We start from the raw sequence: 18501 nt of genomic DNA on the forward strand, positions 1-18501 counted from the left end.
CTTATGGAACAGATAATTTATGCAAGCAATAAGGCATTGTTACTCATCGTTATTCTATCCGCTATTCCTGTATTGGTTGCGACTATAGTTGGGCTATTTGTCGGATTAATACAGACGGTAACTCAGCTACAGGAGCAAACTTTGCCTTTTGGTTTGAAATTACTAGCAGTATTCGGCTCGTTATTTATGATGTCAGGATGGTTAGCAGATAAAATAACGAGTTATACCCTAGAGGTTTTATCTATTGCGCTTCAACCGCTAACCTAAATGTTGTATGAATAATAATACTATTAACTTATATATTTCTTTATACGATACCTTTAGCTCTGGCATGATAACGCTCAGTATTGCCTATTTACGCATTGCTCCAGTTTTCTTTCTCTTGCCTTTTTTAAACACTAAACTTCTAAATGGAATAGTGATTAAGAATAGCCTAATTATTTATATAATTTTAGGTCTGTGGCCATATTTATCCGTAGGTGATGATGTCAGAGAGCAGCGAGAAATTATTGATATTGTATTATATGAACTATTAATCGGCATTATCTTTGCTTTTCTAATTTGCTTACCCTTCTTTGTAGCTAATATTATCGGTGAGATAATTGATAATCAGCGAGGTGCGACAATTAGTGATACGATTGATCCTGCTAATGGCATTGAGTCATCTGAGTTTTCTGCATTTCTTAATTACTTGATATGCATGATTTTCTTAGCTGATGGCGGGGTGTATAAATTAGTCGCGGCTTTTGCTGATAGTTATCGCATGATGCCATTCTGTCAGGGTTTTTCTCATTTTGAACCACTGATAATTGGGGCTTGGTTAAATTCATTGGTGAGCCAAGGGTTGATACTGGCATCACCGGTTTTGGTGACATTATTTCTTAGTGAGGTTGCACTGGGGCTATATTCACGTTTTTGCCCGCAACTTAATGCCTTTTCCCTCTCTCTAGCGATAAAGTCTATTATTGCATTTAGCGTTTTTTTGCTTTATTTCCATAATGAAATACCGTCAATATTAGTATCTATGGTAGACATGTCTCTTTTATTGGATATTTTTACGCTTAAATAAATTAAGTTATTTTTATTTGAATTTCGATGAAGTATATTTTTTATTTGGGAATAGAATGGCAGAGAAGACAGAGAAGCCTACTGACAAAAAGATCCGCGATTCGGCGAAAAAAGGGCAGAGCTTTAAAGGAAAGGATCTGGTTGCTGCAGCGGTTTTAGTTTGTGGTTCCCTGGCAATTAGTGGGTTCTCGAGTCTTGAGAATATAGGTGAATTGCTACAAAAGGTACTACTATCGCCAAAAGAGATTAACATACCTGCCTATCTAGATGAGTTGTATCGAATTTTTCTCTATGCCGTAGTGCCTGTTTTGTTATTCTGTTTATTGCCTGGGGTTTTACTTTCTTTATTACAAAGTCGTTTCAGGCTGGCAACAGAGGCGTTAAAAATAAACTTCTCGCACCTTAATCCAATCTCTGGGATGAAAAAGATATTTGGCATAAGGCCATTAAAAGAATTAGTTAAGGCAATTTTATATTTGTTGTCTTTCTCTACATCAATTTATATATTCATCATGGTATGGAAACGAGATGTATTTATGCTTTATCAGTCTCAGCTAAGTGAAATGATAGAGCAATGGTCATGGCTGTGCGTTGTTTTTATTTTTTTATTTCTCTCGTCATCATTAATATTGTTGCTTCTGGATACTTTGGCTGAGATTTATCTGTTTATTAAGGATTTAAGAATGGAGAAGCAAGAAGTTAAAAAGGAATATAAAGAAAGTGAAGGAGATCCAATTATAAAACATGCGCGAAAAACAATACATATGGATATTCTGTCAGAGGAAACAAAGCATAGTATAAAAAGCTCTCAACTCGTGATGGCTAATCCAACACATATTGCATTAGGTATTTATTTCGATCCAGAAGTCGCAGATTTCCCTGTTGTAATAGTTAAAGCAAAGAATGCAGAAGCGCTCGCGGTTATCGCTTTTGCCGAATCGGAAGGTATTCCTGTTGTAAGAGATATTATTTTAGCACGCAGAATCTACCGTAATAGTAATATTTTTAGTTTTGTCCGAGACAATGACATGCTGGATGTAATTAATATTATTATTTGGCTAAAAAGAATAGAATTAGAGAAGATGGGTATATATCTTCCTCCTGCAGAAGAGCTTGTTGAAGAAGTGAAATCTGATACCAGTAGTGGAATCGATAGTGATGATTCTAATAACGTTAATAATCAGTAGAGCAAATGTATTATGATGACTATAAATGATTATAGGTTTTTTATGGTTTTTATAATTATTTCTATATTTCCCAATCGTTTTTTAAAAGATAGTTAGCGTAAGTGTCGTCTAGACTGACCTTGGTATATCAGGGCTGTTTGGCTATATAACATAAGGAGAGCGCGATGAGTGAATCAAAGAATGTAGAACAGGCTCTGATAAATACTGCCATTACTGAAGATGAGAAATATATTGATGATGTCTGTCAGGCATTGTTGGATGGTATAACATTTAAAGATATACATGATATTCCTGAGTCTACAATGCAAGGAATCTATGCATACGCTTATGAGTTTTATCATCAAGGTAAGTTAGACGAAGCAGAAACTTTTTTCAGATTCCTCAGTATTTATGATTTTTACAATTCTGATTATGTCATGGGATTAGCAGCAGTTTATCAATTAAAAAAACGCTTTGACAAAGCAACAGAATTATATGCATTGGCATTTATGCTAGCGAAAGACGATTACCGACCACTATTTCATGCAGGGCAATGCAACTTGATGCTAAAAAAAACTTCGGCGGCTTTGCATTGTTTTGAGACTACGGTGATTAATACGACTAATGCTGAGTTAAAACAGAAGGCTCAGGCTTATTTGTCTGCTCTCAAACAAAACTTGGAAGAAAATCGATCCTGATGTACGGGGCAGGGACGATAAATTTATTTAAAGGAATATATTATGACTATTGACCCCAGTAAGCTTACCAGAGAAAGAATTAATCATGCTTTATCTTTTGTTGCTGCGGGAGTGGGGCCGGGTGGGTTATTGATCGCGAAAGATAATGCCGGCAAAGAAGTTTTGGCTCTTGAGGATGCCTGTCGAGAATTAGCTGCAGAGGAACAATTGAGCCGGCAACGCAAAGGTATTAACGGAGCCCCGTTGCTAACGAAACCGCAGCTTATGACAAAGGCTCCCTTGGCGAGCCGGTTGCAGAATATTGCCCATTCTGATAATCGTCCTGCTGAGGGTAATTTAACGAAAGAGGCTACGCCATTAACCACGGGTAATTACCTAAATGGCAATACGGCATTACTGCAAGCCATGCTCAACTTACAGGATATTTTCCATAAAGATACCATCGGTAATATGCAGAATCGGCTGAAACAGCTCAACGTCGAATCTGAAACAATTCACCTTCAAGGTCATGCTTTAGTGGCCTCTTTTGAGGAAGTGAATATTGAGCTGCGCGCGGCAAACCAACGAACGAAAATGTATATAGAAGACGTTGAAAAAGAACGTCATTTATTAAATATTTTAAAAGCGAAGGGCAGTTCGGTTGCTCAAAACGCACGTTCTTTAGGCTCACAACCTGCATTTAGTGTAGAAACTGGCCCAGTGCAAAAGTATATAGCGGCCTTCCCCGAAACTGTGGGTTCTAATGCCCAAACTCCCCCTTATCCACAATCTGAACTGACTCGTGTAGATAAGGAAATTGCTACGCTTCAAGTACGTTTGGATGCAAAAGAGAAACAGGCCGCTTGTGCAGTTACTGATGCTTTGGCTATAGCAAAAAAAGCTTCCACCTCGCATGAGGAAATAGAAAAGTTTCTTACAGAAATTGGTAATCGCGCACCCGGTAGTATAGATAAGGAAAAGCATATTAGTGCGTTAGGACAACTCGCGATTCTCTCTGCTCTGCTGAAAGAGCTGATTGGCAAATTGAATCTTGATAATGCGTTACGACAAAAGGCTATTCTGGAAAAGATAGACGAAACCGCTTGTCGTGATGCAGAAAACAAAGCTAAAGAGTGTGAGGCATCGCAAAAAAAAGCCGAAGAGACCAGTAAGGCGGCATCCTGCGCTAGTAAAATTCTTAGTTACGTGATGATCGCTGTTTCAGTTGTTGCCACGGTCGCTACTCTCGGTGCTGCGTCTGCATTAATGGTTTGTGTTGCAGCGGTCGGTATTGCTATGGCGGTGGCAGACGTAGTGCTTGAAGCAACAGGAAATAGTAGCTTAATGCAAATGCTAGCCAAAGAAATCGCCACTGGTATAACCAATGCCCTGATTGCCTGTGGCGTACCCAAGGAAAAAGCGGAGGACATTGGTAAAATTGTTGGCGTTGTATTGGCGGCTGTTGCTTTCCTTCTTATTTCTCTGGTTTCATTGTCATCATTCGTAAAAAATATGGCATCGTCTCTTGCTAAATTAATCGGTAATGGTGTGCTGAAAGCAGGTGCAAAATTACTGCCCAAAGCCGCAGCGCATGCTGTAGGGAATACGGCTGGGAAGGTAGGGGATAGTCTGAATCAAGGCATTAGCCGTATAGGAAAGGCAATTAATAACTCAGTAAATATTGGTGAGACGACTTTGCGCAAGGTAGAAATTGGCTCCAAAGTAACAGGAGCTGCTGTGAATGTGAATAACGTAGCGATATCTGGAACGCTAAATATTATTTCTGCTGATTATAACTTAGACGCAAAAAATATATTTGCAGATTTAACATTAAATACAGAGTTTATTCGTTCAATAAACGAATTGATTCGGCGCATAATGGAGACACTTTCAACATTTACGAAAGTAGGCGCTGAACATTTGGACAATATGATTGAAGGGATATATCAATCTCAACAAAATCAGTTGGCCGTGGTTAGACGTATTGCGAGCTAATTGTTTCGTGATATTACCTGATTATTAAAACAGTTTAATCTCGATAAATGGAGTTATTATGAGTTCAAACTTTAATGTCAAATCCCAAGCGCCTGTTTATCATCCTGCGATAAACTCCGATCAAAAAAATAGTCCAATAAATTCTAGTGAATCAGCTGAGGGAACAATAAATAGTTTAAATTTAAACTCGTTATCTGGATTACAAGATGGATCATTAAAACTTCCAAACTCGGGAGTGACTCTTGTATCCCCTCAGAAAGAAATCGATGAAAGTGTTTTAGCTGGTTTATCCAAAAATTTGAATGAATTCATGCAATTGTATTCTAAGAATGCTCCTCATAAAAGATATTCGCCAAACTCAGAGTTACAACAGACCCAGTCAGATTATTTTACAAACGTACTCGCACCTGAGTTTCTACATAAAATTTCTGGAGCCTTGATTGCACGCGAGATTGGTGTAGATAGAGTCTCCCACTTTGATGGGTTTACTTCAGATAATTTAATGATATTCATCAGATCTATGATACAGCGACAACGGATGACTGCGGATGAAAGTAACGCCAAGATAAACATCTTCCTAGCTTCGCTAAGCGCTACAATGGCTGAAAATGCAGCAGATTCAACAATAAAAGAGGGCAAGCAGCAACTGATCGGGGCCATATTCAGCTTTGTTATCGGTTCTGTCATGGTGGGCGCCGGTAGCGGTATACAGCTACGTGGCTTAAATAAGCAAAATAGGATGCTGAATGCAGAAGTTGAACAGCAGCAGCCGAATATTGCTACTAATAAAGTTGGTGACGTCAGGCAGAGCCTTAATGTTATGGATTCAAGAGGTGCCAGCATGAATGCGGTTGGCACAATGAAAAATAATAAAATAGGAACGCTAAATGAACCAAGAGAAAGGATGTCTTCCAAAGAAATACATAATCATCCCAAAGATAAGATACAAATAAAAGCAGAGCGAGAACGACCCCAAGATCTTAATTCATCGTTGAGTACGGCCAAGCCAAACCGCCATACTGGGCGTAAATTGGAGATAGTTGGCATGGCTATTTCTAATATGGCGACTACTGGTGGTCAGATGGTTTCGGGTATCAACATGGCGGAAGTTAAAACTATTGAAGCCAACAAGATGATACAAAACACTGCCGCAGATATAACTCAAACTATTTTAAGAGAAAAAGAAAGAGCCGCTAGCTCTCTTAATGATATGTTTAAAAGCATGCAGGACACTATTAACGGGATAATCGCTGGTCAAAATATGACATCTGCAAAAATTATTCGTGGCTAAGATATTTAAATTAAGGAATCATAGTTATGATAATATCTACAGTGAACGCATTGCCGATCAAGCAGAATTCTAGTCAGATTGAATCGTTACATTCTACGTTGAATGGTGGGGGAGGCGATGTTATCAATAGCGACTTTTTTGATTCTATTATATCACGTTACCAAGATGGTAATAATCATCCGAATTTAATAAGTGATTGGTTAAGTTTATTGGCGAGTGACAATGATGGGGTAAGAAGATTGATCGCGGTGGAAAAAACGGGTGTAACGAAAGGAGATACTCAACGTGTCATTAACCGTGTGTCAGATGATATTCATGATAAATATGAAATATTATCTTCAAAATATAATCATGATGAAATAAATATACCTCCACATATAAAAAGTTTGATTGAAGTTGTAGATATTGGTTATGAAGATTTTCAGAGTAAGCATAAAGAAATAGTTGAGAGATATAGTAAGTATTACGAAGCTTTTAGTGAGGGACTCAGTGCGCAGTCAAAATATGTTGGGGCTGGGAGTGATGCAAATAAAATTGATTTTAAAAAACGGAGTTTTGCCGCTAGTCTAAACGATAAACTTATTATCTATAGTCATGAACCGAGTTTTTATGATGCAGAAACTGGCAAAATAAATGAAAATGCTTTTTCAAATGTAAAAACACTTTATACGTTAACGGGTGATGAAAAAAGATTTAATTACTGGAAGAAGGAACTGTCACCTGAATTAAATGTAACTTGGGATAAAGAGAAAGGATATATTTATGTTTTACCTAATCTGGATAATTTAAAGAGTATATTTAAAAGTCTTGAGAATTCTGATGGGGTAATAATAAATAACCTTAGTGGAAATGATGACATCGCTACCGCAACTTATCAAGCATGGCAGGCAGGGAACGACAGTATAAAGAACCGGCAGCAAAATGCTCTTAACCAGCTTACGGAGAAATATGGTCATCATCTCAATAAGTTGGAAAACTTAATTCAGTTCTTGATTAGAGCTATAGAAGATCACGCCAAATCCAATGAACCAACGTTAAGAATTCTAGCGTAGCAAAGGGATATTATGTCTGACACAAATAGGTTCGCCAACACTCACGATGTTTTATACGTTGGTATATTACAATGGTTGCAGAAAAGTCTTGTTACGATAACTAATTGTCCTCTGTCGAAAATAAATCCGGATGCCAGACTAATACTGGATTTGCATATAGACTCTCTAGAAATATTAGAGTTGGTTATTGAGGTAGAGAAAGAAACGGCTAAGCCGTTAGCTGATGATGTTTGGCATAAATGGAATACGATAAATGATATCGTAGAATATATAAAACTGACGAAGATAAGGTGAGTGTATATTCTGCATTCGATGTAATTTAAAATATCGTCATTATAAAACCCGAATCAGTATATTAAACTTTAATAAGCAGGTTGTGGTTTTACGCGGCTGGTTTCTATTCTAATATGATGAATCCATCTTTTTACGATGAGTTAATCAATGCTATCAGTTAAATATCCGTTGCTCCTGCTATTACCACTATTGCTCGTTAATGGGTGTCAGCGGCCAACAAATAGGGCTCCAGTAGTGGAGACACCACAGCAGATTGAACAGCTATCTGCACTGATTTCTGGTGCCATGTATTTGCGACAGGAATGCCAAAGGAAAGATATTCCTGATGAATCAATACTTATGCAAACGGCGGTAAAACTGGCAATGGAGCGAAATTGGGATACCAAAGCACCAGCTTATCAAGCGCTGAAAGGGAAAAGTCAGGCACGTTATCAGGCTCTTGTGGAAGAAATTGGCACCGATAATAATCAATGTCCTTCTCTTAACCTGCTACTGGCTGATTTTGCCTATGAAGCTCGGCGTAACATGAAATGACAGTATGTTATCTTCATTAATTGCATGGTAATGATGCAGAAACAATAGCCAACCTGCGAGAGCTAGGAAAGGGCCGAAAGGTAAAGGTGCACTTAACGGCCTATTTCTAAGCAAATGCGCGATGAAAGTAAAACTGCTCCCAGCGAGGGAAGCAATCAAAAGCAGGGCCGGTAGCTCCATCCAGCCGAGCCAGGCTCCTAAGGCCGCTAGTAATTTAAAGTCGCCATAGCCTAGGGCTTCACGGTGCGTTGTCAGCCAAAATGCCCAGTAAAGGCACCATAAGACTAAATATCCACCCACTGCACCGATAACGGCATCACTTAGTGCCAACGTTTGATCGAATAAATGGAAAATCAAGCCACCCCATAGCAAAGAAAGCGTGAGGTTATCCGGCAATAGCAAATGCTCAATATCAATTGCGGTTAACGCTATTAATACCCATGTAAAGACTAATGCAGCAAGAAGCGTATATCCGGCAGGAATAATCATGCTGATAAATAATGTTAAAGCCACAGTCGCTAGCTCGATCATGGGATAACGGAGAGAGATCTTATTTTGGCAGTGTCGGCATTGTGCCTTAAGTAGAAACCAGCTGAATATAGGGATGTTATCATGCCATTTCAGTGAGTGATGACAATGTGGGCAATACGAGCGAGGTATACACAAGTTGAATTCATGGTGCTTATTATTCTTGAGCATAATTGGTAGTCGATGAATGACGACATTAAGAAAACTACCGATACATAGGCCAAGTATTACTAGACTACCCCACCATAGTGGAGTAAAGGTTTGTAAGCTATAAAGCATATCTAACATAAGTGAAATACTCTAATGTCGTGGATTAATAAATTTGGTGTATATCTGTATGGGCTGATAAATAAAATACAGAAATAACAAAGGCACCATTAGCGATTTAATGCATATAAATTATTCTAATTGCTGATGCCTTTCTCTTATTTTTGACTCAAATGTCATTAATTAGTTATTGGGTGGCGACAGGCTTATTTGTATAGAAGTTAAGATAAATGTGAGTATTCATACTATGTATGATAGCTAGAGGAATTTAGTTCTATGGTGCCAAATTGAAAATATTATGATATGTGATGAGGTAATTAATATTATTGCGGGTATAGTTATTAATATACTGTGTTTTTTTAGAAAAAGTTGATTTTTACTATGGTAAAGTTAATTGAAAACATGTCAATTAGTATGCTAATAGTTAATATTTAGAGTAAATATTTGTTGGTTTTTATCAATAAAATATTTTTATGAATAAGGCTGATGATAGCTAAAAATTTTTTTGTTTCGTTACCGTAAAATAAAGCCCGACAGATTTCTGCCGGGCGATAATAGTCAATCTACCTGTGGCTAATCATTAGCCGCAGCGATTACATTTAGATGTTTGAATAATCTGGAAGAAATCATTGCCTTTATCATCGACCAGAATAAAAGCAGGGAAATCTTCAACTTCAATTTTCCAGATGGCTTCCATGCCTAACTCTGGATACTCCACACATTCCAGACTTTTAATACTGTTTTGCGCCAATACCGCCGCTGGACCACCAATACTGCCGAGGTAGAAGCCGCCGTGCTTATGGCAGGCTTCCGTTACCTGTTTACTGCGGTTGCCTTTGGCGAGCATGATCATACTGCCGCCGTGGGATTGCAGTAGATCCACATAGGAATCCATTCGGCCTGCGGTGGTTGGTCCTAGGGAACCAGAGGCATAACCTTCCGGTGTTTTTGCAGGGCCTGCGTAATAGATCGGGTGATCTTTGACATATTGCGGCAATCCCTCTCCATTTTTCAGACGTTCTTCTAATTTTGCGTGGGCAATATCACGGCCAACAATAATTGTGCCGCTCAGAGATAGGCGCGTAGATACCGGATACTGTGACAGCTCTTTTAGGATCTCTTTCATCGGCCGGTTCAGATCGATTTTTACGACTTTACCTTCCGTGGCCTGACGTAAATGCTCGGGGATATATTGCCCTGGGTTATGTTCCAGTTTTTCCAGCCAGATGCCCTTACGGTTAATTTTGCCTTTAATATTGCGATCGGCGGAACAAGAAACCCCCATTCCTACCGGGCAAGATGCGCCGTGGCGTGGCAAGCGGATTACACGTACATCATGGGCAAAATATTTGCCACCGAACTGCGCGCCTAACCCTAATTCCTGAGCTTCTTTCAGTAATTCTTCTTCCAGTTGAATATCGCGGAAAGCTTGCCCATGCTCGTTACCTTCGGTTGGCAAACCATCGTAATATTTGGTGGAAGCCAGTTTTACCGTCTTCAGCGTGCTTTCCGCAGAGGTGCCGCCGATGACAAACGCGATATGGTATGGCGGGCAGGCGGCGGTACCCAAAGTGCGCATTTTCTCAACTAGGAAGGCTTTGAGTTTGCCGGGAGATAATAGCGCTTTAGTTTCCTGATACAGATAGGTTTTGTTCGCTGAACCCCCACCCTTGGTGACGAACAGGAATTTATAATCTTCCCCTTCTGTGCTGTACAGGTCGATTTGCGCAGGCAGATTGCTGCCGGTATTGACCTCTTTATACATGTCCAGCGCGGCGTTTTGCGAGTAACGTAAGTTATCTTCAATAAAGGTGTTGTATACCCCACGGGACAAGGCTTCTGCATCATTACCGCCGGTCCAGACGCGTTGGCCTTTTTTCCCTACGATAATCGCTGTGCCGGTATCTTGACAGGTTGGCAAAATACCTTTGGCTGCGATTTCCGAGTTACGCAGGAATTGCAGAGCAACATACTTATCGTTTTCACTGGCTTCAGGATCGTCAAGAATTGCGGCGACTTGCTTTTGATGGGCAGGGCGGAGTAAAAACGATGCATCGTGGAAAGCTTGTTGGGCGAGTAAGGTGAGGGCTTCTGGTTCGACTTTGAGAATATCATGATCTTCAAACTGCGAGACGGAGACATGATTATTGCTGACCAGATAATACTCGGTATCATCTTCCTTTAAAGGGAAGGGGTCTTGATAGTGGAACGGTTTATTAGACATTTTCTCTCACTTGCAACATCAGTTATCGAAACTAAGGTAGATCAAGCCGGTATATTTTTTTTAAGTAGCCTTTGGCTCCGATCCTACTATATGTGGCGTCAGCTAAGCGATGACGCCATCTCTTTTATAGGGGATAGATCGCATTTTCCGTATGTATCTATGACGTAACCAGAAATAATCTGTCGTTGCTTTAAATCACAGTGGATTATTTCTTATTTTTGAAAAAAGTCATTACACCGCCGACAACCAACCCCAGCACAATACCGGTCAAAATCCACTCGGTTAATGTCATTTACATTTCCTTTTTTATTAATTTGCAGGTGTTATTTTTAAATTTTTATTGGTTTTGTTTGCCTCTCATCAGCAATAAACCAATAAAAATAGCCTGCCGTAACAGGCTTTTTAAACGATGTTAAGGATGCTGTGTCTGGACGGTTTCTACGCCATCCGGTTCTACCGCCTCTAACGGAGGCATAATATCTTGAATCATCTGCTCGTCAAAACTAGGGTTAAGAGCCGGTGAAAGGGGAGAACTGACCAGACTATCGGGTATTGCAATATGAGGCACAGGTGCGTCATTCACAAAGTCTGATTCATCCTGTTTCACCGTGCGACTGAGAGAAACCAGCGCCACGCCGCATAAAGCAAAGAAAGCATATAGAATATTGCCCCCTAAAGGCGCAATCAGCGCACCGACCGCCAGTGGGCCGATGCTGGCTCCTACGCCAAATGACATCAGTAAACAGGCTGCCAGAGAGACGCGTCTTTCAGGTTCAATCAGATCGTTAGCCAGCGCGACGACTAATGGGTAAAGGGTAAATTGCAACATGCTAACGATGAATCCTAGCCCTAGTAACAGACGAAAAGGAATATGCGGCCAGATAGCCAGCGGCAGCGCGGTAACGGCAAGTAATATGGCATTGATACGAATCAATAAGGTTCGGTTATAACGATCGGATAACCAGCTCAAGGGAAGCTGAGCCACCAGTCCAGCAAAAATTGACAGTGCCATGAACAGACCCGTTTGCTCGGTTGTCAGCGATTGCAGGCTGGAATAAACCGGAGCAAGCCCGTAAAAAGAACCGACAATCATGCCAATAACCAAGGTTGAGGCTAGAATTTTCGGGATAGAATGGATAAAGAATTTCAATTCCATTGGTGCTGGTGACATTTGCTGGGCATTACTACGGGTTGTCAATGCGATAGGAACCAGGCAAAGAGCGAAGAATAAAGCGATCACCATCAATGTGCTGAGGCCCAAATTGGGCTGTAGCATCAGAACTACCTGGCCTAGCGCCATACCGGCGTAGGTAGCTGCCATATAAAAACCGAATACCGTACCACGTTGATTCGAGGATGACTGATCGTTCAGCCAGCTTTCTAGTACCATAAACTGGCACATCATACACAGGCCGATAATTAGCCTTAGTATGACCCATACGGGTATATATTCTGTTAATCCGTGGCTCAATACTGCCGCGGTAATGATACCGGCGCAGGCGACATAGGCGCGAATATGCCCGACTCTGGCGATAAGAAAATGACCGACCTTACCGCCGATAACTAATCCGATGTAGTTAGCGGCAATAATGGCCCCAATCAGGGCTCCGGACACGTTAATAGATGTTAAACGCAGTGAGATATAGGTCGTCAGCAGGCCAGAACCCAACAACATGAGCACCGTCGCGGTGTAAAGTGGGAAGAATGCGTTCAGAATTTTTTTCACTATAGCGTCCTGGTTTTTTATCCTGAAATGATCGTCGGCGTACAGGCCTAAAAGTCGGACGTAAAAACAGTCAGATAAAGAAATTACGTCACGCCAGCCTGCTCGGGTATTACCTCTCTGCAATCAATTAGATGATTTATAAGCTTCTTTGATATTACCAGCTAAGCATGATAGGTAAAGCGTTGTCCGGACAAGGGCTTTGAATTCGACATGCGAAACGCTTCGCATCTATTGGCAGAAGTGCAGCACAAACGAAGAGAAGTGCTACTATCGCCACTGAAATATTTTCATAGAATAAGGGGGCATGATGAACGAACAACAACTGCGTCAGCTCAGCATTGACGCCGGTGAGTTGCTCAAGGCTCGCGGGGCCAGCGTGACCTGCGCTGAATCTTGCACCGGCGGATGGATAGCGAAAGCCTTGACGGATATCGCCGGTAGCTCGGCTTATTTCGATCGCGGATTTGTGACTTACAGTAATGAAGCAAAACACGATTTGCTCGGCGTAGCGGAAACCACCCTGAATGCGCATGGTGCAGTCAGCGAAGAGGTCGTGCGTGAGATGGCCGTGGGGGCATTACACGCGGCGCAGGCTGATTTTGCACTCTCCGTTAGTGGGATTGCAGGGCCTGACGGCGGTACTGAATTTAAGCCCGTAGGTACCGTCTGGTTCGGTTTTGCAACAAAGGCTGGACAGATCTCGGCTGAGAAGCATGTTTTTAATGGTAATCGCGATGAGATACGCTTGCAGGCCACTATTTTCGCGCTTCAGACGCTGGTTGATAAATTTCTAAAAAAATAGGCTTGATACTGTATGATTGTACAGTATAATTAGCGCTAATTTCCTGCACAAAACAACATTCAGTGGCGACGATAAGGGCGACCTTACCTTGCCAGAGAGGGAGTAAAAATGGCTATTGATGAGAACAAACAAAAGGCATTAGCAGCAGCACTGGGCCAGATTGAAAAACAATTCGGCAAAGGCGCTATTATGCGTCTTGGCGAAGACCGCTCAATGGATGTTGAAACGATTTCTACCGGCTCATTATCATTAGATATCGCTCTGGGAGCCGGCGGTTTGCCTATGGGGCGTATTGTTGAGATCTATGGCCCTGAATCGTCAGGTAAAACTACGCTGACGCTGCAGGTCATCGCCGCAGCGCAGCGCGAAGGTAAAACCTGTGCCTTTATTGATGCCGAGCACGCCCTTGACCCAATTTACGCGAAAAAACTAGGCGTAGATATCGATAATCTTCTGTGTTCTCAGCCAGATACCGGTGAGCAAGCGTTGGAAATCTGCGATGCGTTGACTCGTTCAGGTGCGGTTGATGTGATCATCGTTGACTCCGTAGCCGCTCTGACGCCAAAAGCTGAAATTGAAGGTGAAATTGGCGATTCTCACATGGGTCTTGCTGCTCGTATGATGAGCCAGGCTATGCGTAAGCTGGCGGGTAACCTGAAAAATGCCAACACTTTGCTGATCTTTATCAACCAGATTCGTATGAAAATTGGTGTGATGTTCGGTAACCCGGAAACCACTACCGGTGGTAACGCCCTGAAGTTCTATGCTTCCGTTCGTTTGGATATTCGCCGCATCGGTGCGGTGAAAGAAGGCGATGTGGTAGTGGGCAGCGAAACTCGTGTCAAAGTGGTTAAAAACAAAATTGCTGCGCCGTTCAAACAGGCTGAATTCCAGATTCTTTACGGTGAAGGCATTAACATCAACGGTGAGTTGGTGGATCTGGGTGTTAAACATAAGCTGATTGAGAAAGCCGGTGCATGGTATAGCTACAACGGTGACAAAATCGGTCAAGGTAAAGCTAACGCCAGTAATTATTTGAAAGAAAACCCAGCTATTGCAACAGAGATCGATAAGAAGCTGCGTGAAATGTTGCTGAGCGGTGCTGGTGAACAATCGACTGCGGCAGCCGGTGGTTTTGCCGATGAAGCCAACGATGAGACTAGCGAAGAATTTTAATAGGCTGAAGTGATAGCCGTATAGTCATATTAATCCTATGACCTGGCAAAATATCAACCCGATAAGTTTTGTATTGCGGTAACGCAGCAATTAGACCAATTCTGGACTGAGTTAACTCAGTTTCTGGAAGCGGTGAGAATGTTAGCGCTGTCACTGCCGCAACTCGAAATGTAAGGGGATGGGATTCTCTACTTGTGATTAAAAGTAATGAATGACCTGTTAAGCCGCGCGATGAGATTGCTCTCTCAACGAGATCATAGTGAGACCGAACTGCGCCGCAAACTTGCGGCGCAGTCATTTTCGGTAAAAGGCAATTGGGGACGCGGAAAGAAAAAATCCCCATCTACCACTAAACGGGGTCAAAGCCTGAATAACGGCGGTGGCGATAATCACGACGATCGAAGCGCTAAAAATAGCTTTTATCATCACAGCTATAGTTCTGGTGGTAGCCGCAACGAAGAAAAAGAGGCTGACAACGATCTCCATGATCTCACTGACGGTCATGACGCGGCTGAGGCTATTGACCCAAAAGCTATTGATGAAGTCATTGCTTATTGCTATCAACACAACTGGCTGGATGATGCTCGTTTTGCTACCAGTTATATCAACAGCCGTAGCCGCAAAGGGTATGGTGTTCAGCGCATTCGCTCTGAACTGTTGCAGAAAGGCATAGAAAAAGAACAAGCACAAACTGCTTTTGAAATAAGTGAGATCGACTGGTGTCAGCTGGCAAAAGAAGTCGCTCAGCGCAAATTCGGTGAAACCTTACCTGTTGAATGGAAGGAAAAGGCAAAAGTTCAGCGTTATCTCCTCTATCGTGGCTTCTTTCAAGAAGAAATTCAGTCGATTTACAATGATTTTATCGAATGAATGCACACGGGATTTTACTTCCCTCTGAAGAAAATTTATCTTATTCCCACTTTTTGTTTGTGAGCTGACTGGTAGTCCCCTTTATTAAGGGGGGCGCTGTTGGCTCGCGAGCCATTCTTTTAGCTTGATTCCGGGACAATTATGAGCAAGAGCACCGCTGAGATCCGTCAAGCGTTTCTCGATTTCTTCCATAGCAAGGGACACCAGGTTGTATCAAGCAGCTCATTGGTCCCTAATAATGACCCGACATTGTTGTTTACCAATGCCGGGATGAACCAGTTCAAAGATGTTTTCTTGGGCTTGGACAAGCGGGCCTATACTCGCGCCACGACTTCCCAACGCTGTGTTCGCGCCGGTGGTAAGCATAACGATCTGGAAAACGTCGGTTATACCGCACGTCATCACACGTTCTTTGAAATGTTGGGTAACTTCAGCTTTGGCGATTACTTCAAACATGATGCGATTAACTTCGCATGGGAACTGCTGACCAGCGAAAAATGGTTCAACCTGCCGAAAGAAAAACTGTGGGTTACCGTTTACGAAACCGATGACGAAGCCTATAACATTTGGGCAAATGACGTTGGCGTACCGCGTGAACGTATCATCCGTATCGGCGACAAAGGCGCGCCTTTTGCCTCGGATAACTTCTGGCAAATGGGTGACACCGGCCCGTGCGGCCCGTGCAGCGAGATCTTCTACGATCACGGCGACCATATCTGGGGTGGCCCTCCAGGCTCACCAGAAGAAGATGGCGATCGCTACATCGAGATCTGGAACATCGTTTTCATGCAATTCAACCGTCAGTCAGATGGCACAATGTTGCCGCTGCCTAAACCATCCGTAGATACCGGTATGGGGTTGGAGCGTATTGCCGCTGTATTGCAGCACGTGAATACTAACTATGAAATCGATTTGTTCCGCGATTTGATTGCGGCCGTTGCCGAAGTAACTGGCGCTACCGATCTTAATAGCAAATCACTGCGCGTGATTGCCGATCATATCCGCTCATGTGCGTTCCTGATTTCAGACGGTGTTATTCCTTCGAATGAAAACCGTGGTTATGTGCTGCGTCGCATCATTCGTCGTGCTATTCGCCATGGAAATATTCTGGGTGCCAAAGATACCTTCTTCTACAAACTGGTAGCGCCATTGATTGCCGTTATGGGTTCAGCCGCTGATGAATTGAAACAGCAGCAGGCGATGGTTGAGCAGGTTCTGAAAACTGAAGAAGAGCAGTTTGCACGGACTCTGGAACGTGGTCTGGCATTGCTGGATGAAGAGTTGAACAAGCTGACCGGCGACACGCTGGACGGTGAAACTGCATTCCGTCTGTATGATACTTATGGTTTCCCGGTTGATTTGACCGCGGACGTGTGCCGTGAGCGCAATCTGAAGGTTGATGAGGCTGGTTTTGAGCAGGCAATGGAAGCTCAACGCCGTCGTGCTCGTGAATCCAGCGGTTTTGGTGCTGACTATAACAGCCTGATCCGCGTCGATACCGCGAGTGAATTCTCTGGCTATGACCATGTAGAGCAGAAATCTACCGTTACTGCATTGTTCCGCAATGGTGAAGCCGTTGACGAGATTCATGCCGGTGAAGATGCCGTGGTGATCTTGAATCAGACTCCGTTCTACGGTGAGTCAGGCGGTCAGGTTGGCGACCAAGGCCAACTGAAAAGCGCTATGGCTGATTTTATGGTCTCCGACACGCAGAAATACGGCCAGGCGATTGGCCACTTAGGCCAGTTATCTCAAGGTACTTTGCGTATTAACGATAGCGTTGATGCTATTGTAGATAGCGCTCGCCGTAATCGTATTCGTCTGAACCATTCCGCGACCCACTTGTTGCACGCTGCATTGCGTAAAATACTGGGTGAGCATGTGGCTCAGAAAGGCTCATTGGTTAACGATAAATACCTGCGTTTTGACTTCTCTCATTTTGAAGCCATGAAGCCGGAACAAATTCGTCAGGTTGAAGACCTGGTGAATGCGCAGATTCGCCGCAACCTGCCAATTCAAACGGAAGTTATGGAGTTGGACGCAGCGAAAGAAAAAGGCGCAATGGCTCTGTTCGGCGAGAAATATGACGATCAGGTGCGCGTATTGACCATGGGCGACTTCTCAACCGAACTTTGCGGCGGTATTCACGCCAATCGTACCGGTGATATTGGTCTGTTCCGTATTCTGGCTGAATCAGGCACGGCAGCAGGTATTCGTCGTATCGAAGCCGTAACGGGGGAAGGTGCTATTGCCTTGCTGCATCAGCAAAGTGATCTGTTACAGGATGTTGCTCACCTGGTGAAGGGGGATAGCAATAATCTGACAGATAAGATTCGGGCCGTATTGGATCGCAGCAAAGCGTTGGAAAGAGAATTACAGCAGTTGAAAGACCAGCAGGCAGCGCAGGAGAGTGCTTCATTGTCCTCCTCTGCGAAAGAAGTGAAGGGCGTAAAACTGTTGGTTAGCAAACTGGATAACGTTGAAGCGAAAATGCTGCGTACCATGGTTGACGATCTGAAGAATCAGTTGGGCTCTGCCATTATTGTTCTGGCAACGACCGCGGACGATAAAGTGAGCCTGATTGTAGGCGTGACCAAAGATTTGACCAACCGAGTCAAAGCAGGTGAGTTGATTGCCGATATTGCCCAGCAGGTGGGGGGTAAAGGCGGTGGACGCCCTGATATGGCTCAGGCTGGAGGTTCGGATGTTCAGGCTCTGCCCGCCGCGCTGGCTAGCGTAGAAGCGTGGGTCGCGTCTCGGCTGTAAGCATGCAATGATCGTGTAAAATAAATGCGCCATACCTCAAAGAAGAGTATGGCGCTTTTCAATTT

General features: G+C 42.8%; 16 protein-coding genes. 13 read left to right on the forward strand and 3 right to left on the reverse strand.

Annotation, left to right across the window (positions count from 1 at the left end; genetic code table 11):
- Positions 1-3 precede the first annotated feature (3 nt).
- The 9 genes from sctS to gspS all read left to right on the forward strand — a co-directional run bounded on the left by sctS (position 4) and on the right by gspS (position 8077).
- Positions 4-267 (forward strand): type III secretion system export apparatus subunit SctS, encoded by a 264-nt coding sequence (gene sctS / locus PL78_RS14610; protein ID WP_064516603.1) that lies wholly within the window; start codon positions 4-6, stop codon positions 265-267.
- Between the two features lie 7 nt (positions 268-274).
- Positions 275-1069, forward strand: coding sequence for a type III secretion system export apparatus subunit SctT (sctT, locus tag PL78_RS14615; RefSeq protein WP_064516604.1), 795 nt, complete (start codon positions 275-277; stop codon positions 1067-1069).
- Between the two features lie 55 nt (positions 1070-1124).
- Positions 1125-2255 carry an EscU/YscU/HrcU family type III secretion system export apparatus switch protein gene (locus tag PL78_RS14620; RefSeq protein ID WP_064516607.1) on the forward strand — a complete coding sequence of 377 codons (1131 nt, stop codon included), beginning with the start codon at positions 1125-1127 and terminating at the stop codon, positions 2253-2255.
- A 164-nt stretch (positions 2256-2419) separates the two neighbouring features.
- The gene (sicA, locus tag PL78_RS14625; RefSeq protein WP_064516609.1) at positions 2420-2932 is read left to right on the forward strand and encodes a type III secretion system translocator chaperone SicA; all 513 of its coding nucleotides are present in this window, start codon (positions 2420-2422) and stop codon (positions 2930-2932) included.
- A gap of 42 nt (positions 2933-2974) precedes the next feature.
- On the forward strand, positions 2975-4906 hold the full coding sequence (sctE, locus tag PL78_RS14630) for a type III secretion system translocon subunit SseC family protein (RefSeq protein ID WP_064516611.1): 1932 nt from the start codon (positions 2975-2977) through the stop codon (positions 4904-4906).
- Between the two features lie 58 nt (positions 4907-4964).
- Complete coding sequence (locus tag PL78_RS14635) at positions 4965-6197, forward strand: hypothetical protein (RefSeq protein WP_064516612.1); 1233 nt, start codon at positions 4965-4967, stop codon at positions 6195-6197.
- 26 nt (positions 6198-6223) lie between these two features.
- Entirely contained in the window at positions 6224-7249 is a 1026-nt protein-coding gene (locus PL78_RS14640) for an IpaD/SipD/SspD family type III secretion system needle tip protein (protein ID WP_064516614.1), read from the forward strand.
- Between the two features lie 12 nt (positions 7250-7261).
- Positions 7262-7543, forward strand: coding sequence for an acyl carrier protein (locus PL78_RS21105; protein WP_064516616.1), 282 nt, complete (start codon positions 7262-7264; stop codon positions 7541-7543).
- A 234-nt stretch (positions 7544-7777) separates the two neighbouring features.
- On the forward strand, positions 7778-8077 hold the full coding sequence (gene gspS, locus PL78_RS14650; RefSeq protein ID WP_235600976.1) for a type II secretion system pilot lipoprotein GspS: 300 nt from the start codon (positions 7778-7780) through the stop codon (positions 8075-8077).
- Here gspS and PL78_RS19695 read toward each other — a convergent pair.
- From PL78_RS19695 to PL78_RS14660, 3 genes are all read right to left on the reverse strand, one after another.
- Positions 8033-8893 carry a prepilin peptidase gene (locus tag PL78_RS19695; RefSeq protein WP_120805315.1) on the reverse strand — a complete coding sequence of 287 codons (861 nt, stop codon included), beginning with the start codon at positions 8891-8893 and terminating at the stop codon, positions 8033-8035. The genes gspS and PL78_RS19695 overlap by 45 nt on opposite strands.
- Positions 8894-9452: 559 nt before the next feature.
- A complete protein-coding gene (gene fumA / locus PL78_RS14655) occupies positions 9453-11096 on the reverse strand; it encodes a class I fumarate hydratase FumA (protein ID WP_064516620.1) in 1644 nt (547 codons plus the stop codon).
- A 412-nt stretch (positions 11097-11508) separates the two neighbouring features.
- Positions 11509-12822, reverse strand: coding sequence for an MFS transporter (locus PL78_RS14660; RefSeq protein ID WP_064516622.1), 1314 nt, complete (start codon positions 12820-12822; stop codon positions 11509-11511).
- 307 nt (positions 12823-13129) lie between these two features.
- Here PL78_RS14660 and pncC point away from each other — a divergent pair, with 307 nt between their 5' ends.
- The 4 genes from pncC (at position 13130) to alaS (ending at position 18436) form a co-directional block, all read left to right on the forward strand.
- A complete protein-coding gene (gene pncC, locus PL78_RS14665) occupies positions 13130-13624 on the forward strand; it encodes a nicotinamide-nucleotide amidase (RefSeq protein ID WP_064516624.1) in 495 nt (164 codons plus the stop codon).
- 108 nt (positions 13625-13732) lie between these two features.
- Positions 13733-14800 (forward strand): recombinase RecA, encoded by a 1068-nt coding sequence (recA, locus tag PL78_RS14670; RefSeq protein WP_064516626.1) that lies wholly within the window; start codon positions 13733-13735, stop codon positions 14798-14800.
- Positions 14801-15031: 231 nt separating this feature from the next.
- Positions 15032-15670, forward strand: a complete 639-nt coding sequence (recX, locus tag PL78_RS14675) for a recombination regulator RecX (protein WP_064518462.1) — start codon at positions 15032-15034, stop codon at positions 15668-15670.
- 141 nt (positions 15671-15811) lie between these two features.
- A complete protein-coding gene (gene alaS / locus PL78_RS14680; protein WP_064516628.1) occupies positions 15812-18436 on the forward strand; it encodes an alanine--tRNA ligase in 2625 nt (874 codons plus the stop codon).
- Positions 18437-18501: the final 65 nt, after the last annotated feature.

Source organism: Yersinia entomophaga (assembly GCF_001656035.1).
Lineage (GTDB): Bacteria > Pseudomonadota > Gammaproteobacteria > Enterobacterales > Enterobacteriaceae > Yersinia > Yersinia entomophaga.